The organism is Stappia sp. TSB10P1A, assembly GCF_900185725.1.
Classification (GTDB): domain Bacteria; phylum Pseudomonadota; class Alphaproteobacteria; order Rhizobiales; family Stappiaceae; genus Stappia.
Window position 1 is genome coordinate 261577 of the sequence record NZ_FYAU01000018.1, and the last position, 20465, is coordinate 282041.

Annotated in this window: 15 protein-coding genes and 1 pseudogene; all 16 read left to right on the top strand. The window is 69.7% G+C overall.

Annotated elements, in window-relative coordinates; translation table 11 throughout:
* Positions 1-845: 845 nt before the first annotated feature.
* Entirely contained in the window at positions 846-1313 is a 468-nt protein-coding gene (gene mraZ, locus TSB10P1A_RS07815; protein WP_186387334.1) for a division/cell wall cluster transcriptional repressor MraZ, read from the top strand.
* Positions 1310-2329 (top strand): 16S rRNA (cytosine(1402)-N(4))-methyltransferase RsmH, encoded by a 1020-nt coding sequence (gene rsmH / locus TSB10P1A_RS07820; protein WP_186387335.1) that lies wholly within the window; start codon positions 1310-1312, stop codon positions 2327-2329. The genes mraZ and rsmH overlap by 4 nt, the downstream gene beginning before the upstream one ends.
* Positions 2330-2333: 4 nt before the next feature.
* Positions 2334-2690, top strand: a complete 357-nt coding sequence (locus TSB10P1A_RS07825) for a hypothetical protein (protein WP_186387336.1) — start codon at positions 2334-2336, stop codon at positions 2688-2690.
* A gap of 9 nt (positions 2691-2699) precedes the next feature.
* Complete coding sequence (locus TSB10P1A_RS07830) at positions 2700-4412, top strand: penicillin-binding protein 2 (RefSeq protein WP_186387337.1); 1713 nt, start codon at positions 2700-2702, stop codon at positions 4410-4412.
* Positions 4413-4492: 80 nt separating this feature from the next.
* Positions 4493-5965 (top strand): annotated as a pseudogene (locus TSB10P1A_RS23690) (UDP-N-acetylmuramoyl-L-alanyl-D-glutamate--2,6-diaminopimelate ligase); the annotation flags it as partial.
* A 972-nt stretch (positions 5966-6937) separates the two neighbouring features.
* The gene (locus tag TSB10P1A_RS23695; protein ID WP_256376660.1) at positions 6938-8398 is read left to right on the top strand and encodes a UDP-N-acetylmuramoylalanyl-D-glutamyl-2,6-diaminopimelate--D-alanyl-D-alanine ligase; all 1461 of its coding nucleotides are present in this window, start codon (positions 6938-6940) and stop codon (positions 8396-8398) included.
* A gap of 13 nt (positions 8399-8411) precedes the next feature.
* Positions 8412-9497 (top strand): phospho-N-acetylmuramoyl-pentapeptide-transferase, encoded by a 1086-nt coding sequence (gene mraY / locus TSB10P1A_RS07840; protein ID WP_186387339.1) that lies wholly within the window; start codon positions 8412-8414, stop codon positions 9495-9497.
* A 4-nt stretch (positions 9498-9501) separates the two neighbouring features.
* Positions 9502-10902, top strand: coding sequence for a UDP-N-acetylmuramoyl-L-alanine--D-glutamate ligase (gene murD / locus TSB10P1A_RS07845; protein ID WP_186387340.1), 1401 nt, complete (start codon positions 9502-9504; stop codon positions 10900-10902).
* Positions 10902-12059: an FtsW/RodA/SpoVE family cell cycle protein gene (locus TSB10P1A_RS07850; RefSeq protein WP_186387341.1), complete on the top strand. Its 1158-nt coding sequence runs from the start codon at positions 10902-10904 to the stop codon at positions 12057-12059. Before murD ends, TSB10P1A_RS07850 begins: the two co-directional genes overlap by 1 nt.
* Positions 12060-12069: 10 nt before the next feature.
* Entirely contained in the window at positions 12070-13215 is a 1146-nt protein-coding gene (murG, locus tag TSB10P1A_RS07855) for an undecaprenyldiphospho-muramoylpentapeptide beta-N-acetylglucosaminyltransferase (RefSeq protein WP_186387342.1), read from the top strand.
* Positions 13212-14633 (top strand): UDP-N-acetylmuramate--L-alanine ligase, encoded by a 1422-nt coding sequence (gene murC, locus TSB10P1A_RS07860; protein WP_186387343.1) that lies wholly within the window; start codon positions 13212-13214, stop codon positions 14631-14633. Before murG ends, murC begins: the two co-directional genes overlap by 4 nt.
* On the top strand, positions 14630-15613 hold the full coding sequence (gene murB / locus TSB10P1A_RS07865; RefSeq protein ID WP_186387344.1) for a UDP-N-acetylmuramate dehydrogenase: 984 nt from the start codon (positions 14630-14632) through the stop codon (positions 15611-15613). The genes murC and murB overlap by 4 nt, the downstream gene beginning before the upstream one ends.
* Positions 15606-16535: a D-alanine--D-alanine ligase gene (locus TSB10P1A_RS07870; RefSeq protein ID WP_186387345.1), complete on the top strand. Its 930-nt coding sequence runs from the start codon at positions 15606-15608 to the stop codon at positions 16533-16535. Before murB ends, TSB10P1A_RS07870 begins: the two co-directional genes overlap by 8 nt.
* The gene (locus TSB10P1A_RS07875; RefSeq protein ID WP_208984950.1) at positions 16532-17434 is read left to right on the top strand and encodes a cell division protein FtsQ/DivIB; all 903 of its coding nucleotides are present in this window, start codon (positions 16532-16534) and stop codon (positions 17432-17434) included. The genes TSB10P1A_RS07870 and TSB10P1A_RS07875 overlap by 4 nt, the downstream gene beginning before the upstream one ends.
* A gap of 32 nt (positions 17435-17466) precedes the next feature.
* The gene (gene ftsA / locus TSB10P1A_RS07880; RefSeq protein ID WP_208984951.1) at positions 17467-18753 is read left to right on the top strand and encodes a cell division protein FtsA; all 1287 of its coding nucleotides are present in this window, start codon (positions 17467-17469) and stop codon (positions 18751-18753) included.
* A gap of 114 nt (positions 18754-18867) precedes the next feature.
* Positions 18868-20465 (top strand): cell division protein FtsZ (gene ftsZ, locus TSB10P1A_RS07885; RefSeq protein WP_186387347.1); only part of this gene is annotated, 1598 nt, incomplete at its 3' end.

The following is a 20465-nucleotide window of genomic DNA, read 5'->3' on the forward strand; positions in this document are numbered from 1 at the left end:
CTCCGGCACGGTGCGCGCGCCGGGACTCGGGGAAGCGAGGTCGCTTGAGGGACGCTCAAAGCGTTTCCGACAGGCCCTTGGCTCCCCGGTCCCGCATCTCCGCTTCGCTGCGTGCGGGATGACGAAAGGAGAGGGCGGCGCAGCGTGCGGGAGGGCGCGGGTAGAGGCCGTCACGCCTCATGCCTGCCGGGGTTGCCAATGGTTCCCGGCTCTCCGGCTTCGCCTGCGGCCGGGATGACGGCCTGAGAAACTGGCACTGTCTTGCCTCCCCCACCGAGGTCGCCCCGGGCAAGCGTGAGCGCGACCCGGGGGCCATTGGCTGCCAGAGCGGTGATGAGGCGGCCGCAGTCTCCACGGCGTCCGGCCGTACGCCTGCAGACGCGGGAGAGGATGGTGCGAGCGGAACGACGGGACCTGCGCGAAGAGCAGACCGGCGGGGGCGGCCGGCGCGAAGGACAGGTCCGCCTGTGGGCAAGTCGCGCTATCCGCCGCGCGCGGCGGGGGAGAGCGGCGCGAAAGACCGCGAATCCGCTGGCTTGCAGGATGCGAGCCGTTGGCAACCCAAAATTAAGCTTAACGGTGGATAACTGTCGCACGGGGTTTTTGTGCAATGGCGGGGAGGGGGCGGAAACCATCGGATTCCATTGACCACCCATAGGATCCCATGATATCCCAAATCATCCCGTTTCGAGAGGCTGCAACGGGGCTCAAGCGGCTCACAATTCGACAGTGCGGGCCGACATGCGGTCGGGCCGCCGACGTTGCGTTACGCATCGGCGTTTCCAGGGATCGGGAGTTTGGTAGGGGCCGGGTGCGGCGCATCCGGCGATGGGGCGAGAGAATCGATGTCCGGCTTCGTGTCGCACTACACAAATCGACTCGACGCCAAGGGGCGGGTTTCCGTTCCGGCTCCCTTTCGCCAGACCCTCTCCCGCGACGGCTTCGAAGGCCTCTACTGCTTTCCCTCCCTGCATCAGATGGCCGTGGACGCGGGCGGGCACCAGCTCGTCGCGGAAATCCAGAAGCGGCTGGATGGGCTCGACACGCTGACCGAGGACCACGACGCCCTGTCGACGGCGCTGTTCGGCGCCAGCGAAACCCTGAAGATCGACGCCGACGGCCGGGTGATGCTCTCCGACATGATCCGCGAACATGCCGGGGTGACGGACCAGATCACCTTTGTCGGCCAGGGCTACAAGTTCCAACTCTGGGAGCCGGAGCGCTTCCGCGCCCATCGCGCCGACGCCCAGAAGCGCGCCATGTCGGTGCTGTCCTCGGCCCGCGCGGGCTCAGGCTCGGGGGGCGGCCAATGATGGCACAGCGCAAGGACGAGGCGGCGCCCCGCCATGTCCCGGTTCTCCTGAGCGAGGTGCTGGAGGCGCTCGGCGACGTGTCGGGCGCCACCGTCGTCGACGGCACCTTCGGCGCCGGCGGCTATAGTTCGGCGCTGCTCGACGCGGGCGCGCGGGTGATCGCCATCGACCGCGATCCCACTGCGATCTCCGGCGGGCAGGCGCTGGTCGCCCGGAGTGGCGGCCGGCTGACCCTGGTCGAGGGCCGGTTTTCCGCGCTCGATGCCCATGCGGCCGGGGCCGGGTACCCGCAGGTTGATGCGGTGGTGCTGGATCTCGGCGTCTCCTCGATGCAGCTCGACGAGGCGGAGCGGGGCTTCTCCTTCCGCCATGACGGGCCGCTGGACATGCGCATGGAAGCGCGCGGGCTGTCGGCAGCGGATGTCGTCAACACCCTGCCGCAGCGCGATCTGACCCGCCTCATCGGCATCCTGGGCGAGGAGCGGCGTGCCTCCGCCGTCTCGCGCGCCATCGCCGAGCGGCGCCAGGAGCGCCCCTTCGAGCGCACGGCGGACCTTGCCGCCGTGGTCGAGAAGGTGGTCGGGCGCTCGTTCAAGGGCAAGCAGATCCATCCGGCGACGCGGACCTTCCAGGCGCTGCGCATCTATGTGAACCGGGAACTCGGCGAAGTCGTCGATGCGCTGGCCGCGGCCGAGCGGGCGCTGAAGCCGGGCGGGCGGCTCGTCGTCGTCACCTTCCACAGCCTGGAAGACCGGATCGTCAAGAAATTCATCGCCGAGCGCAGCCGCACCCGCGCCGGCGGGTCCCGCCACATGCCGGACCTGGATGTGCCGCCGGCGACGTTCGAGCCGATCCATCGCGGCGCGGTGGAGCCGGGCGAGGCCGAGACTGCCGCCAACCCGCGCGCGCGCTCGGCCAAGCTGCGCGCCGCCCGCCGCCTCGATGCCCCCGCACGCGAAGTCGACCCCCGCGACCTCGGCGCCCCGTCGGTCGCCGCGCCGGTCGGGGAGGAGTAAGCCCATGAGCCGCTATACCAACGTCATCCTCGCCATCGGCGTCCTGGCCGCCGCCGCGGTCGTCTACGAGATGAAGCATGACGCGGAGCGCTCCGCCGAGCATGTCGCCGCCCTGCAGCGGCAGATCCAGGAGGAGCGCTCGCAGCTTCAACTGCTGCGCGCCGAATGGAGCCTGCTCAACGACCCGAGCCGCCTGCAGCGCCTGGTCGAGCGCTACAACGAGCATCTGCAATTGCAGCCGCTCTCGGTGGAGCAGATCACCCGGATCGAGGACGTGCCGGTGAGGCCGGTGCAGCTCGAGCCGATCAACAGCAACGTGACGCTTGGCGGCTATGCCGGCACGTCACCAACGGTTCGCTAGGGGGCGAGGATGGCGATCAGCGATCAGCCCGTCTCCTTCCTGCAGCGCCGCAGCGTCGGCGAACGGCACGTGCCGCGCGGCCCCTCGACGCGGGCGGTGCGCGCCCGCGTGCACATGGCGATGGCGGTGTTCGCACTGGCCTATCTGGCGATCGGCGGCCGGCTGGTGATGCTGGGGCTGAGCGAGGAGGCGAAGTCGGCCTCCTATCTGTCGGCGCAGGACAGCGTCGCCGCCTCCCGCCCCGACCTCCTGGACCGCAACGGCGAGATCCTGGCGACCGACATCAAGACCGCCTCGCTGTTCGCCGAGCCGCGCAAGATCCTCGACGTCGACGAGGCGCTGGAAGGCATCGCCAGCGTGCTGCCGGAGCTGGGCACCGACTCGGTGCGCCGGAGGCTGGCCAGCAAGGCCGGCTTCATCTGGCTGAAGCGCGAACTGACCCCGCGCCAGCGCCAGCAGATCCACGATCTCGGCATCCCGGGCATCAGCTTCCTGGAGGAGAACAGCCGCTTTTATCCGGGCGGGCCGACGGCCGGCCATATCGTCGGCTCGGTCAATGTCGACAACCAGGGCATTTCCGGCATGGAACTGGCCGTCGACCGGGCCTGGCTCGGCGACCTGCGCGAGCTCGGCTTCGCCAGGGGGCGGCCGATGGAGCCGGTGAGGCTGTCGGTCGACCTGCGGGTGCAGCATGTGGTGCGCGACGAGCTGGTGAAGGCGATGGAGCGCTACCGGGCGATCGCCGGCGTCGGCATCATTCTCGACGCGGAGACCGGCGAGGTCGTCGCCATGTCGTCGCTGCCGGACTTCGATCCCAACGACCGCGCCCAGGCGCTGGAGAAGGATCGCATGAACCGCGCCTCCGGCGGCGTCTATGAGATGGGCTCGGTGTTCAAGGGCTTCACCGTCGCCATGGCGCTGGACAGCGGCCGGGTGACGATGAACGACAGTTTCGACGCCTCGCGGCCGCTGCGGGTCGGCGGGCGGACGATTAACGACTTCCACGGCAAGGGGCGGATCCTGTCGGTCGCCGAGACCTATATCTACTCCTCCAACATCGCCACCGCCAAGATGATGCTGGCGGCCGGCATCGACCGGCAGAAGGAATTCCTGGAGCGCATCGGGCTGACCAGCCGGCTGCAGACCGACCTGCCGGAAGTGGCGACGCCGCTGTTGCCGCCGCGCTGGAACGAGCTGGCGGCGATCACCATCTCCTTCGGCCACGGCATTTCGGTGACGCCGCTGCAGACGGCGGTGGCGACCGCTGCGCTGGTCAATGGCGGCCGGCTGATCCCGCCGACCTTCCAACCGCGCTCGCGCGAGGAGGCGGAGAAGCTTGCCAAGCAGGTAATCTCGCCGAGGACCAGCGAGATCATGCGCTACCTGTTCCGCCTCAACGTGCTGAACGGCTCCGGCCGCCGCGCCGAAGTGCCCGGCTATGTGGTCGGCGGCAAGACCGGAACGGCGGAAAAGATCGAAAACGGCCGCTACGTATCCAACAAGCGCCGCAATTCTTTCCTTTCTGCCTTCCCGATGGACAACCCGCGTTACGTGGTCCTCGTCGTGCTGGACGAGCCCAAGCCGGAGCGCGAGGGCGTCGCCGCCACTGCGGGCCTCAACACCGCCCCTGTCACCTCGGCCATCATCCGGCGGGTCGCCCCGATGCTGGGAGTGTTGCCGAAGTTCGGAGACAAGACGGAGACCGTATCGATTTCCTACTGACCGGATCGCCTGGCGGCGGGGTCGCACCAAAGCCGCCTTGAGGTTCCCATGACGACGCACAACGGATATTGGCGCAGGATATGCTGCTGAAGGACCTCACCGGCGAACAGGCGCTCACCGCGCCCGAGTTCGAAACCGAGATCGCCGGATTGTCAGCGGACAGCCGAACGGTTTCCACGGGATATATGTTCGCGGCGCTGAAGGGCGCGAAGGCGGACGGCACGCGCTTCATCGCGGCGGCGCGCCAGGCCGGCGCCAGCGCCCTGCTGGTCGGCAGCGACACGCCGCTTGCGGCGCTCGGCCCGGATGCGGGCGGCTGCCCCGTCCTCGTCAGCGACGATCCGCGCCGGGACCTGGCGCTGATGGCCGCGCGCTTCCACGACGGCCAGCCGGAGGCGCTGGTGGCGGTGACCGGCACCAGCGGCAAGACCTCCGTCGCCGTCTTCGCCCGCCAGATCTTCGCCCATGCCGGTTTCGAGGCGGCGAGCCTTGGCACCATCGGCACGGTGACGAGCCGGGGCGCCGAGTATGGCAGCCTGACGACGCCGGACCCGGTGACGCTGCACCAGACGCTGGCGCAGCTCGCCGGCGACGGCATCACCCATGCGGCGCTGGAGGCGTCCAGCCACGGGCTCGACCAGCGGCGGCTCGACGGCTTGCGTCTTGCGGCGGCGGCCTTCACCAATCTGGGGCGCGACCATCTCGACTACCACGCCGATGTCGAGGACTATCTCGCCGCCAAGCTGCGGCTGTTCGAAACGCTGCTCGACGCCGACCGGCCGGTGGTGCTGGAGCCGGCGGCGCCCTATGCGGGGCGGGTGCTGGCGGTGGCGCGCGAGCGCGGCCACCCGGTCTTCACCGTCGGCGAGGGCGGCGAGGACCTGAAGCTTCTCGACATCCGCCACGAGGGCTTTACCCAGATCCTGTCGCTGGAGACGGCGGACGGGCCGTTCGAGGTGCGCCTGCCGCTGGCCGGCCGCTTCCAGGTGTCGAACGCGCTGATCGCCGCCGGGCTCGCCATCTGCTGCGGGATCGCCACCGATGTGGCGCTGGCGGCGCTGGAAAGCCTGGAGGGCGCGCCGGGCCGGCTGGAACTGGTCGGGGAGACCGACGACGGCGCGCTGGTCTTTGTCGATTACGCGCACAAGCCGGATGCGCTCGACACGGCGCTGGCGGCGCTGCGCCCCTTTACCCAAGGACGGCTGATCGTCGTCTTCGGCGCCGGCGGCGACCGCGATCCGGGCAAGCGGCCGTTGATGGGACAGGCCGCCAGCCGGCAGGCCGACATCGTCATCGTCACCGACGACAACCCGCGCAGCGAGGACCCGGCAAAGATCCGCGCCGAGGTGCTGGACGGGGCGCCGGCGGCGATCGAGATCGGCGACCGGCGCGACGCCATCGAAGCGGCCATCGGCATGCTGCAGCCGGGCGACGTGCTGTGCATCGCCGGCAAGGGGCACGAGCCGGGCCAGATCGTCGGCAACGAGGTGCTGCCCTTCTCCGATCACGAGGTCGCCCGCGCGGCGATTGCGGCGGTGGCCGAAAGCGCGCTGTTCGAGGCGGCCGAGGACGGGGCCATCGACTTCGGGCTCGACCTGGATCTCGATCTCGACACCGATGCGGACATCGAGGCGGATGCAGACACGGGCGGGGACACTGGCGCAGACACTGGCGGGGACTTCGATCTCGACGACGCGCTGGAGCAGGTGCTGAGCCAGCGCTTCGAGGCGGACACGGATGCGGCGGAGCGCCCGTCCGAGGACGAGGCGCTCGACGACCTGTTCGATGAGAATGAGGGCCATGAGGCCGAGGCTCATGAGGCCGACGTCCATGAGATGGCCGACGAGGATGCCGCCGCGCCCGGCGCCCTGTCGATGGCGGACCTGCTGGCGAAGGAACTGCTGGCGCGACACAACGATGACCTGGCCGATGCGGCGCCGGGAGAGCCGGATTTTCCGGAGTTCCTGCTGTCCGAGGAGGATCTGCTGGGCGAACCGGCGGAGGCCGGCGACGGCGAGACTACGCTGGACGCGGAGGGGGAGCTGCAGGACGGGGAGCCAGCGGAGGAAGAGCCGGCAGAACCGGATCTGACAGAAGACAACCTCGCCGAAGACGACTTGACCGAGGCGGACCTCGCCGAGGCCGACCTGACAGAAGACGACCTGGCCGAGGACGAGCCGTTCGCCGCGGCGCCGGACGAGAGCGAGGCGGACCTCGACTTCGCGGGAGAGGCCGAAGACGAGATCGAGGACGAACCATCCTCCGACTGGTGGCCCCCGCACGATCTCCCGGATGCCTTGGCCGCCGAGCCGGCGGCGCCGGACGAGGTCGAAGAGGCCGCCGCCAGCGAGCCGGACCTCCCGGCGGAGGCAGAAGAGGCTGGGGCCGCGCTTGAGGCAGAGCCCGAGCCTGAGCCTGAGCCTGAGCCTGTGCCCGTTCCCGCGCGCGCGGTGGCGGTCCATCCGGCCTTTGTCGCGCCGGCCGTGCCGGTGTTCACCGCGCCGGCCGCGCAGACGGTCAAGCCGATGCCGGTGGACCGCGAGCCGGTGGAGGCCGAGCCCGACCGGCCGCTGTGGTATCTGGAAGAGATGGTCGCGGCGACCGGCGGCGAGCTGCGCGGCACGGGCATCCCCCATATCACCGGCGTTTCCATCGACAGCCGCAGCATCGCGCCCGGCGAGGCCTTCGTGGCGATCGCCGGCGAGCGGTTCGACGGGCACGACTTCGCGGCCAAGGCCTGCGAGGCGGGCGCCGCCCTTGCCATCGTCGCGCGCGAACGGGTCGGCTCGCTGCCGCCGCAGGGGCGCTATCTCGTCGTCGAGGACCCGCTGGAGGCGCTGCGCGACCTCGGCCGGGCCGCGCGGGCGCGCAGCCGCGCCCGCATCGTCGCGGTGACCGGCTCGGTCGGCAAGACCAGCACCAAGGACATGCTGAAACTGGCGCTCGACGCATCGGGCCGCACCCATGCGCCGGTCGCCTCCTTCAACAATCACTGGGGCGTGCCGCTGACCCTGGCGCGGATGCCGGCGGACACCGAGTTCGGCGTCTTCGAGATCGGCATGAACCACCCGGGCGAGATCACGCCCCTGGTGCAGATGGTGCGCCCGCATGTGGCGGTGATCACCACGGTGGAGAAGGTGCACCTGGAGTTCTTCGGCTCGGTCGAGCGCATCGCCCAGGCCAAGGGCGAGATCTTCCTCGGCCTGGAGCCGGGCGGGCTGGCGCTGCTCAATCGCGACAACGACCAGTTCGACCTCCTGACCTATCTGGCCAAGGCGGCCGGGGTGCGCCGCATCGCCACCTTCGGCCGGCTCGGGCCCGCCCATGTTCAGGCCGAGCGGATCTCGGCGCAGACCGGCTGCACCTCGATTTCCGGCCATGTCTTCGACCAGCAGATCACCTACAAGGTCGGCGCGCCGGGCACGCATCTGGTCACCAACAGCCTCGCCGTGCTGGGCGCGGTGGCGGAACTGGGCGGCGATCTCGCCCGGGCCGGCATGGCGCTCGCCGCCTTCCGCGCGCCGAAAGGGCGGGGCCAGCAGGCATTGCTGCGACTGCCGAGCGGCCGCGCGACGCTGATCGACGAGAGCTACAACGCCAATCCGGCCTCGATGCGCGCGGCGCTGCACCTCCTGAAGGAAACCCCGATCGAGCGCAACGGCCGCAGGATCGCCGTGATCGGCGACATGCTGGAGCTCGGCGAGGCCGAGTTGCGGCTGCATGCGGCCTTGAGCGCGGCGGTTGCCGAATCCGGCGCGGATCTCGTCTACTGCGCAGGGCCGCGCATGCATGCCCTGTGGGACGTGCTGCCGAAGCACCAGCGCGGCGCCTATTCCGAGGAGGCGGCGGGCCTGAAGCCGCTGATCGTCGAGGATATCCGTCCGGGCGACGTCATCATGATCAAGGGATCGCTGGGCACCCGGATGGGGCCGCTCGTCGAGGCCCTGAAACGCGAATTCCCCGTCGAGGACGACGGGGCCGAATAGGAACGCTGTATCGATGCTTTATTTCCTCGTCGCGTTTTCCGACCAGTTCTCGGCGCTGAACGTGTTCCGCTACATCACGTTCCGCACCGGCGGTGCCATCATGACGGCGCTGCTGTTCATCTTCCTGTTCGGGCCGATGATCATTTCCTCGCTGCGCCTGCGCCAGGGACACGGCCAGCCGATCCGCGCGGACGGGCCGCAGAGCCATCTGCTGACCAAGAAGGGCACGCCGACGATGGGCGGCCTGATGATCCTGTCGGGGATGATCGTCGCGACGCTGCTGTGGGCGAACCTCGCCAATCCCTATACCTGGATCGTGCTCGGCGTGACGGTCGGCTTCGGCGCCATCGGCTTCTACGACGATTATCTCAAGGTCACCAAGGCGACGGACAAGGGCTTCAGCGGCCGCAGCCGGCTGGGGCTGGAATTCGTGATCGCGGGCTTCGCCGCCTGGTGCGTGACGCTGCTGGAAGTCGGCGCGCACGGCACCTCGATCGGCTTTCCCTTCTTCAAGGACCTGGCGTTCAACCTCGGCCTGTTCTTCGTTCCCTTCGCCGCCTTCGTGATGGTCGGGGCGGGCAATGCGGTGAACCTGACCGACGGTCTCGACGGTCTCGCCATCGTGCCGGTGATGATCGCCTCGGCCTCGTTCGGCCTGATCGCCTATCTGTCGGGCAACGCGGTCTTCGCCGAATATCTGCAGATCCACCACGTTCCCGGCACCGGCGAACTGGCGGTGCTGTGCGGCGCGGTGATCGGCGCGGGTCTCGGCTTCCTGTGGTTCAACGCCCCGCCGGCGGCGATCTTCATGGGCGACACCGGCTCGCTGGCGCTCGGCGGCATGATCGGCGCCATCGCGGTGGCGACCAAGCACGAGATCGTGCTGGCGATCATCGGCGGGTTGTTCGTGCTGGAAGCGGTTTCGGTGATCGTGCAGGTCGCCTCGTTCAAGCTCACCGGCAAGCGCGTCTTCAAGATGGCGCCGATCCACCATCATTTCGAGCATCTCGGCTGGACCGAAAGCCAGGTGGTGATCCGCTTCTGGATCATCGCCGTGGTTCTCGCCCTGGTCGGCCTCGCGACGCTGAAGCTGAGGTGAGGCGATGATCGCGGTCAGCGGGTTCAAGGGCAGCCGTGTTGCGGTCTTCGGTCTCGGCGGATCCGGACTGGCGACGGCGCGCGCACTTGCCGCCGGCGGCGCGGTGCCCGTGTGCTTCGACGACGGCGAGGCCGGGCGCGAGGCTGCGCGCAAGGCGGGGCTCACCGTTGCGGACCTGCGCCAGGAGGACTGGTCGCGGATCGCCGCCTTGGTGCTGGCGCCGGGCGTGCCCCTGACCCATCCGCGCCCGCACTGGAGCGTGGAGCTTGCCCGCGGCCATGGCGTCGAGGTGATCGGCGATGTGGAGCTGTTCCTGCGCGAGCGGCGGCGGACCGCTCCGGACGCGCCGCTGGTCGCCATCACCGGCACCAACGGCAAGTCGACGACGACGGCGCTGATCGCCCATATCCTGACCTCGGCCGGGCGCGATGCCCAGATGGGCGGCAATATCGGCGTGCCGATCCTGGAGCTGGCGGCGCCCTCGCCCGCGCGCATCCATGTCATCGAGTGCTCGTCCTACCAGATCGACCTTGCGCCCTCGCTCGACCCGTCGGTCGGCATCCTGCTCAACATCACGCCGGACCATCTCGACCGGCACGGCACGCTGGAGCACTACGCCAGCGTCAAGGAACGGCTGATCGCCGGGAGCCGGCTCGCCGTGGTCGGGATCGACGATCAGCACAGCGTGGCGGTCGCCGAGCGGGCGGCGCGCGCCGGCACGCCCGTGCGGCGGATCAGCGCCCGCCATCCGGTGGCGGACGGCGTCCACGCGGAGGGCAGCGTGCTATGGCTGGACGAGGGCGGCGCGCAGAGCGTGTTTGTCGATCTGGCGCCGATCCTGTCGCTGCGCGGCGCGCACAATGCGCAGAATGCCTGCGCGGCCATCGCCGCCTGCCGGGCGCTGGGGCTGCCCGCGGATGAGATCCGCGCGGGGCTCGCCAGCTTTCCCGGCCTTGCCCATCGCATGGAGATGGTGGCGCGCGCCGGGCGGGTGCTGTTCGTCAACGACAGCAAGGCGACCAATGCCGATGCGGCCGAGCGGGCGCTGGCGAGCTATGGGCGGATCTACTGGATCGCCGGCGGGCGGGCCAAGACGGGGGGCATCGACAGCCTGCGGCCGTGGTTCGACCGGATCGCCAAGGCCTATCTGATCGGCGAGGCGGCGCAGGACTTTGCCGCGACGCTGGCCGGCCATGTCGAGACGGAGATGTCCGGCACGCTGGCGGCGGCGGTTGCCGCGGCGGCGCGCGATGCGGCACGCGACGGGGCGGACGAGCCGGTGGTGCTGCTGTCGCCGGCCTGCGCCTCCTTCGACCAGTTTCCCAATTTCGAGGCCCGGGGACGGGCATTTGCCGAGGTCGTCCGCGGGATCGTCCCGCAACAGACCGGACAGGAGATCGCGTGATGGTCAGCCGTGCCGATCGAAGCCCCTTCGCCGAATGGCTTTGGACCGTCGACCGCCTGCTGGTCGCCGGGTTCATCGTGCTGATGATCGGCGGCATCGTGCTGTCCTTCGCGGCGAGCCCGGCGGTCGCCGAGCGGCTCGGCATCGACAGCTATCACTTCATCAAGCGGCAGGCCTTCTTCCTGGTGCCGGCGCTGGCCCTGATGCTGGCGATCTCGGCGCTGAGCCCGCGCTATGTGCGCCGCGCCGCGCTGCTGCTGTTCATCCTCTCCATGGTGCTGATGGTGGCGACGCTGTTCATCGGCATGGAGGCCAAGGGCGCGCGGCGCTGGATCAACATGCTCGGCTTCTCGATCCAGCCCTCGGAGTTCCTGAAGCCGGCGCTGATCGTGCTGGCCGCCTTCCTGATGGCGGAGGGCGGGCGGCGGCCGGAAGTGCCCGGCACGCTGCTGTCGACGCTGCTCTTCGTGATGTCGGCGGCGCTGCTGGTCGCGCAGCCGGACTTCGGCCAGACCATGCTGATCGCGCTGGTCTTCGCGGCGCTGATCTTCCTGAACGGGTTGTCGTGGCTCGCCATCGTGCCGCTCGGCGTGCTCGGCCTCGGCGGTCTCGTCTCCGCCTATATGATGCTGCCGCACGTGCAGAGCCGCGTCGACCGCTTCCTCGATCCGGGCGCCGGCGACACCTACAATATCGACCGCGCCATCGAGGCCTTCGTGTCGGGCTCGTGGTTCGGCCGGGGGCCGGGCGAGGGCACGATCAAGCGGATCCTGCCGGAAAGCCATACCGACTTCATCTTCGCGGTGGCAGCCGAGGAATTCGGCATCGTCGTCTGCCTGCTCTTGCTGCTGGTCTTCGCCTTCGTGGTGCTGCGCGGCCTGCGCCACGCGGCGCAGGACAGCGATCCGTTCGGGCGTCTGGCGACGGCCGGGCTGATCGTGCTGTTCGGCATCCAGGCGGGCATCAACATGGCGGTGAACCTCAACCTGATGCCGGCCAAGGGCATGACCCTGCCGTTCATCTCCTATGGCGGCTCGTCGCTGCTGGCGATGGCGATCTCGATGGGCTTCGTGCTGGCGCTGACCCGCCGGCGGCCGCAGGCCTCGCGCTCCGACAGCGTGGTGGTGTCGCGCCTGTCTCCAGCGCATCTGTCGTGAGCGGGGAACGATGTCTCGTACCATCCTGCTCACGGCCGGCGGCACCGGCGGCCATCTGTTTCCCGCGCAGGCGCTGGCGGCCGAACTCGGCCGCCGCGGCCATGTGGTGGAGCTGGCGACCGATGCCCGCGTCAGCGACTTCGGCAAGGAGTTTCCGGCGCGCGCCGTGCATGTGATCTCCTCGGCGACGCTGTCCGGCAAGTCGCCGCTGGCGCTCGCCCGCACCGCCCTGAAGCTCGGCAGGGGCCTGATCCAGGCGCGGCGGCTCATCGTCCGCCTGCGCCCGGACGCGGTCGTCGGCTTCGGCGGCTATCCGACCTTTCCGCCGATGTTCGCGGCCTTCCTCGGCGGCGTGCCGAGCGTGCTGCACGAGGCCAATGCGGTGATGGGCCGGGCCAACCGGATGCTGGCCGGCCGGGTGACGGCGGTGGCGACGAGCTTTCCGTTGGTCGATGGCGACGACAGCCGGTTCTCGGCGAAGTCCGTGCGCACGGGCAATCCGGTGCGCGATGCGGTGATCGCCGCGAGCGGGCGCGACTATGTCGCCGCCGGCCCGGGCGAGACCTTCCGCCTGCTGGTGTTCGGCGGCTCGCAGGGCGCGCGCTTCTTCTCCGACGCGATGCCCGGCGCACTGGAGCGGATGAGGGCCGAGGAGCGGGCGCGGCTGGAGCTCGTCCAGCAGTGCCGGCCGGAGGACATGGCGCGCATGCGCGAGGCCTGCGACCGGCTCGGCGTCAAGGCGGAGCTCGCCAGCTTCTTCGCCGACATGCCGGAGCGGATCGCCGGTGCGCATCTGGTGCTGTGCCGTTCGGGCGCGTCCAGCGTCAGCGAGTTGGCGGTGATCGGCCGGCCTTCGATCCTCGTGCCGCTGCCGCATGCGCTGGACAACGACCAGGGCCGCAACGCCGAAGTGCTGGCGAGCGCCGGAGGCGCCTGGCCGGTGCGGCAGGCGGATCTCGATGCCGAGCGGCTGGCGGGCCTCATCGGCGAGCTGATGGCCGCGCCCGAGCGTCTTTCGGCGGCGGCACGGGCGGCGCGTGCCGCGGGACATCCGGACGCGGTCGGCCGTCTCGCCGATCTCGTCGAACACGTCGCGAGCGGAGCGCCGGTTGGCGCCCTTGCGGCCCATCTCGATCAAAGAGGAAGCGCATCATGAAGATGCCCCAGGACCTCGGTCCGGTTCATTTCATCGGCATCGGCGGCATCGGCATGAGCGGCATCGCCGAGGTGCTGCACATGCTCGGCTACACCGTGCAGGGCTCGGACGTTTCCGACAGCGCCAATGTCAAGCGGCTGCGCGACAAGGGCATCGCGGTGACCGTCGGCCATGACGCGGCCAATCTCGGCGAGGCGCGCGTCGTCGTCGTCTCCTCGGCGATCAAGCGCGACAATCCCGAGCTTGCGGCGGCGCGCGAGCGCTTCCTGCCGGTGGTGCGGCGCGCCGAGATGCTGGCCGAGCTGATGCGCTTCAAGCAGGCGATCGCCATCGGCGGCACCCATGGCAAGACGACGACGACCTCGATCATCGCGGCGGTGCTGGATGCCGGCGGGCTCGACCCGACGGTGATCAACGGCGGCATCATCAACGCCTATGGCACCAATGCGCGGATGGGCCAGGGCGACTGGATGGTGGTGGAGGCGGATGAGTCCGACGGCACCTTCGTCAAGCTGCCGGCCGACATCGCCGTCGTCACCAATATCGATCCGGAGCATCTCGACCATTACGGCGATTTCGACGGGGTGCGCGATGCCTTCCTGCAATTCGTCGAGAACGTGCCGTTCTACGGCTTTGCCGTGATGTGCCTTGACCATCCGGAAGTGCAGGCGATGGTCGGGCGCATCGAGGACCGGCAGGTCATCACCTATGGCCAGAACCGCCAGGCGGACGTGCGCTTCTTCGACCTGAAGACGGAAGGCGCCAGTTCGATCTTCAAGGTCGAGCTTCGCGACCGGATTTCCGGCAAGACAGAAGTGATCGAGAACATCGCCCTGCCGATGCCGGGCCTGCACAACGTCTCCAACGCGACGGCGGCGATCGCCGTCGCCTGGAAGCTCGGGATCGACGGCGACAGCATCCGCAAGGGGCTGGCCGCGTTCCGGGGTGTGAAGCGGCGCTTCACCCATACCGGCAGCGCCGACGGGATCGAGGTGTTCGACGATTACGGCCATCATCCGGTGGAGATCCGCGCGGTGCTGGCGGCGGCGCGCGCGGTGGCGCCGGGCAAGGTGGTGGCGGTGGTGCAGCCGCATCGCTACAGCCGGCTGGAGAGCCTGTTCGACGACTTCGCCACCTGCTTCAACGATGCCGACCATGTGGTCTGCGCGCCGGTCTATGCGGCCGGCGAGGCCCCGCGCGAGGGCATCACCCATACGGCGCTCGCCGACGGCATTCGCGCCAGCGGCCATCGCAGCGTGCACGTGATCGGCGGCGAGGAGGAGCTGGCGGCGAGCGTGGCGCGGATCGCCGAGCCGGGCGACTATGTCGTCTGCCTTGGCGCCGGCAACATCACGCAATGGGCGCAGGCCCTGCCGGCGCGGCTCGCCGACGCCCGCAAGACCGGGGGCAGGGCATGAGCTGGCCCGACCTCGTCGCCCGTCACGGTCTCGACCGGATCGGGCTGCGCGGACGGCTGACGCCGAACCAGCCGCTGTCGGCCGTGACCTGGTTCCGCGTCGGCGGCCCGGCGCAACTGCTGTTCCAGCCGGCCGATACCGACGATCTGGCGCTGTTCCTGAAAGCTCTGCCGCCGGAGGTGCCGGTGCTGCCGATCGGCCTTGGCTCCAACCTCCTGGTGCGCGACGGCGGCATCGAGGGCGTCGTCGTGCGGCTGGCGGCCAAGGGCTTCGGCGCGGTCGAGGTCGAGGAGGACGGGGCGATCCGGGCGGGCGCGGCGGTACCGGACAAGCGGCTCGCCGAGGCGGCGGCGGAGGCCGGGCAGGGGGGCTTTGCCTTCTATGCCGGCATTCCCGGCGGCATCGGCGGGGCGCTGAGGATGAATGCCGGGGCGCATGGCAGCGAGACCGCCGAGGTGATGGTGGAACTGACCGGGGTGACGCGGGCCGGCGAGATCGTGCGGTTGAGCCGCGACGACATGGCCTATCGCTACCGGCACAGCGCGCAGCCGGCCGACACGATCTTTACGCAGGCGCTGTTCCGCGGCGTGCCGCGCGAGCGCGAGGCGATCCGCCAGGAAATGGCCGAGGTCAATGCCCACCGGGAGGCGGCGCAGCCGATCCGCGAGAAGACCGGCGGCTCGACCTTCAAGAATCCGCCGGGGCACTCGGCCTGGAAGCTGGTCGATGCGGCCGGCTGCCGCGGCTTGCAGATCGGCGGGGCGCGGATGTCCGACATGCATTGCAACTTCATGATCAACACCGGCGAGGCGAGTGGCCACGACCTGGAACTGCTCGGCGAGACGGTGCGCGCCCGGGTGCTGGAGACCAGCGGCATCGCGCTGGACTGGGAGATCAAGCGGCTCGGCGTGTGGGCGGCGGGGCAAAGCGTCGAGCCGTTTCTCGGCAAGCGGATCGCGGAGGCGGCAAGCGATGGCTGAACGCAAGCATGTGGCGGTGCTGATGGGCGGATGGTCGTCCGAGCGCTCGGTGAGCCTGAAGTCGGGCGAGGGCTGCGCGGCGGCGCTGGAGCGCTGCGGCTACCGGGTGACGCGGATCGACGTGCAGCGCGACATCGCCGCGGTGCTCGCCGACCTGCGCCCGGACGTCGCCTTCAACGCGCTGCACGGGCCGTTCGGCGAGGACGGCTGCATCCAGGGCGTGCTGGAGATCCTCGGCATTCCCTACACCCATTCGGGGGTCGCGGCCTCGGCTCTCGCCATGGACAAGCAGAAGGCCAAGGCGGTGATGAAGGCGGTCGGCATTCCGGTTGCCGAGCACCGGGTCGTCCACAGGCTGGAGGCGGCGCGCGCGCATGCGATGAGCCCGCCCTATGTCGCCAAGCCGGTGCGCGAGGGCTCGTCCTATGGCGTGCTGATCGTCAAGGACAATGCGCCGCATCCGCCGCAGGAGCTCTATCGCGACGACTGGCCCTATGGCGACACGGTGATGATCGAGCGCTACGTGCCGGGGCGCGAACTGACCTGCGCGGTGATGGGAGACGTGGCGCTGGGGGTCACCGAGGTGATGCCGCTGGGACACGGTTTCTACGATTTTGACGCGAAATATGCGCCCGGCGGATCACAACACATCCTGCCGGCGGAAATTTCACCATTTGTTTACCAAGAAGTACAGAAACTTAGCCTACGGGCGCATCAGGCACTCGGTTGCAAGGGCGTGTCGCGGGCGGACTTTCGCTTCGACGAACAACCCGGCGGCGGCGGCGAACTGATTTGTCTTGAAGTGAACACTCAGCCCGGAATGACGGAAACCTCGCTTGTGCCCGAGATCGCGGCCCATGCGGGACATTCATACGAAGAGCTGACCAGTTGGTTGGTGGAGGACGCAAGTTGCGGACGATGAAGGCAAAACGGGGTGAGGACATGGTCCTGCCGATCGAGGCGGCGCTGGCGCCGCGCGGTCGCGGCGTGCCCCGTTTGCACCGCCGCCCGCTGTGGCGCGCGGCCGGCATCCTGCAGGATCTTCCCGAGTGGACGGGCACGGCCGGCGCGCTGGTCTTCCTGTCGGCGACCATCTTCTATGCCCTGGCCGTCGGCGGCTACGCCCGCACGGTGAGCGAATCACTGACCTCGGCCGCCGGTTTCGAGATCGCGGCCGTTAAGCTCTCCGGCCAGCGCGAGACGACCGAATTCGAGATCCTCGAGGCGCTGGAGATCGAGCAGGGCACCTCGCTCGCCCTGTTCGACGCGGCCGCCGCACGCGAGCGGCTGGCGCGCATCCCCTGGGTCGAGACGGTGTCGGTGCAGAAGCTCTATCCGGGCACCCTGCAGGTGCGCATCGACGAGCGCGAGGCCTTCGCCCTGTGGCAGCGCGGCGACCGTCTGTCGGTGATCGACGCGAGCGGCCGGGTGATCAGCGACGAGGTCGACGGGCGCTATGCCAATCTCCTGATGCTGGTGGGCCACGGCGCGCAATATCGCGGCGACCGGATCCTGGCGGCGCTGGAGAAGGTGCCGGAGCTGCGGCCGAGGGTGCGCGCCGCGCGCCTCGTCTCCGACCGGCGCTGGGACCTGCTGCTGGAGAACGGCATCACCGTGCGGCTGCCGGAGACGGACGTGCCGCGGGCGCTTGCCGACCTGATGCGGCTGGACGCGGAGACCGGCCTTCTGACCCGCGACATCACCGTCGTCGATATCCGCCTGCCCGACCGGGTGGTGGTGCGCCTGAGCGGCGAGGCGATGGAGCGGCGCGAGAACGAGCTCAAGTCGCGCAGCCCCCGGCGTTCGGGAGGCAATGCATGAGCCGCCGATCCGCCCCGATCTATCTGCCGCGCATGCGGCCGCTGCCGAGCCGCCGGGCCGTCGTCGTCTCGGTGCTCGACATCGGCTCGACCAAGGTCTGCTGCCTGATCGCCAAGCTGAGCCCGCGCAACGACGACTGCGTGCTGCCGGGGCGTACCCATTCGATCGAGGTGCTGGGCTATGGCTACCAGCGCTCGCGCGGCCTCAAGTCCGGCGTCGTCGTCGACATGGACGCGGCCGAACAGGCGATCCGCCTGGCGGTGGACGCGGCCGAGCGCATGGCCGGGCTGACGGTGGAATCGCTGATCACCAACGTCACCTGCGGCCGGCTGACCTCCGAGATCATCACCGCGAGCGTCGGGCTTGCCTCGGACTCCGTCTGCGAGGCGGACATCCAGCGGGTGCTGTCGGCCGGCAGCGCCCATACGGTGGCGGACGGGCGCGCGGTCATGCATGCGCTGCCGATCGCCTACACGCTGGACGGCAATCGCGGCATCCGCGACCCGCGCGGCATGATCGGCCGCCGGCTCGGCGTCGACATGCAGGTGGTGACGGCCGAGGTGGCGCCGGTGCGCAATCTCGAACTGTGCATCAACCGCGGCCACCTGACGGTCGAGACGATGGTGGCAACGCCCTATGCCAGCGGCCTGTCCACCCTGGTGGAGGACGAGGCGGAGCTGGGCGTTGCCTGCGTCGACATGGGCGGCGGCACGACGACGCTGTCGGTCTTCGTCGAGGGGCAGATGGTGCATACCGACGCCATCGCCGTCGGCGGCCATCACGTGACGATGGACATCGCGCGGGCGCTGTCGACGCGCCTTGCCGATGCCGAGCGGATCAAGACGCTGCAGGGTTCGGCGCTGCCGAGCCAGGCGGACGAGCGCGATCTGATCTCGATCCCGCCGGTCGATGCGGACAGTGACCTGCCGCACCAGATCCCGCGCTCGATGCTGACGCGGGTGATCGTGCCGAGGGTCGAGGAAATCATGGAACTGGTGCGCGACAGGCTCACCGCCTCCGGCTTCGCCGGGCGGGTGGGCAAGCGCATCGTGCTCACCGGCGGGGCGAGCCAGCTCACCGGGTTGAGCGAGGTGGCGCGCCGGGTTCTCGGCCGCCAGGTCCGGCTCGGCCGCCCGCTCGGCGTCGCCGGACTGCCGGAAGCGGCCAAGGGACCGGCTTTCGCCGCCGCCGTCGGATTGCTGATCTACCCGCAGGTGGCACAGGTCGAGCAGTTCGAGCCGCGCGGCGCGAACACCAGATGGACATTCGGATCGAGCGCGCTGGCGAGGGTCGGCAACTGGATCCGGGAGAGTTTCTGAGGCGGGAAACTGCCTCGGGAAGCGTCGGGTCGCACAACCCCCGGCGCAGGACGAGGGAACTGAGGGTTTGAGTGAAAGCTCCGGCAACGGACTTTCGAGGGTCGCGAGGAAGCCATGACCATCAACTTGAAAATGCCTGATCTGCAGGAACTGAAGCCGAGAATCACGGTGTTCGGCGTCGGCGGCGCCGGCGGCAATGCCGTCAACAACATGATCCAGGCCGGCCTGCAGGGCTGCGACTTCGTCGTCGCCAACACGGATGCCCAGGCGCTGGCCAGCAACCACGCCGAGCGCGTCGTCCAGATGGGCGTCGCCGTGACCGAAGGCCTCGGCGCCGGGTCGCAGCCCGATGTGGGCGCGGCGGCGGCCGAAGAGGTCATCGACGAGATCAACGACCACCTGTCCGGCTCGCATATGGTGTTCATCACCGCCGGCATGGGCGGCGGCACCGGCACGGGCGCTGCCCCGGTGATCGCCCGCGCGGCGCGCGAGATGGGCATCCTGACCGTCGGCGTCGTCACCAAGCCGTTCCAGTTCGAGGGCGTGCGCCGCATGCGCATCGCCGAGGCCGGCATCACCGAGCTGCAGAAGGCGGTCGACACGCTGATCGTCATCCCGAACCAGAACCTGTTCCGCATCGCCAATGCGCAGACCACCTTCGCCGACGCCTTCGCGATGGCCGACCAGGTGCTCTATTCGGGCGTTGCCTGCATCACCGACCTGATGGTCAAGGAAGGCCTGATCAACCTCGACTTCGCCGATGTGCGCTCGATCATGCGCGGCATGGGCAAGGCGATGATGGGCACGGGCGAAGCCTCCGGCGAGAAGCGCGCCATGCAGGCGGCCGAGGCGGCGATCGCCAACCCGCTGCTCGACGAGACCTCGATGAAGGGCGCGCGCGGCCTGCTGATCTCGATCACCGGCGGCAACGACCTGACCCTGTTCGAGCTGGACGAGGCGGCCACCCGCATCCGCGAGGAGGTCGATGCCGACGCCAACATTATACTCGGCGCGACCTTCGACGAGAGCCTCGACGGCATCATCCGCGTGTCGGTCGTGGCGACCGGCATCGACAAGGAGTTGCGGGACGATGTCTCTCCGGCGGAAGCGCGGATGGCCGAGCTGACCGAGCGCCTCAAGACGATCTCCGATCCGGCGCCGATGGTGCGCCCTAGGCCGGCGGCCGCCGCGGCACCGCGCCCGGCCGCACCGGTTCGCCCGGCCGCAGTGGAGAAGATCGAGCAGGAACTGGAGATCCCCGAGCCGGTGCAGGCCGCGACCGATCCGGAGGTGGAGATCGCCCGTTTCTCTCCCGCTCCCGGCATGATCGGCACCGGTGGTCCGCTGGCTGATCTGGACGAGGCGGATCTCGCCGAGCCGGTTGCCGATGCGCCGGTCGTCGAGCCCTATATCCCGCCGGTCGCGGAAACCGTCACGCAGCCGGCGCGCATGCCCTCGATCGAGGACTTTCCGCCGGTGGCGCAGCGCGAGATGCGGGCCCATGCCCACGCCCGCGCGGCGGAAGAAGAGCCCCATCACGGCGAGGACCGCCGGCCGATGAGCCTGCTTCGCCGCCTGGCCAACGGCCTGAGCCGCCGCGAGGAAGAGGACGACATGCCGGCGATGCCGGTCGCCGAGGCGGCGCCCGCTCCGCGCCAGCCGCAGCCGGCCCCGCGCCCGGCGCCCGCCGCCCAGCCGCGCGCCGCCATGCC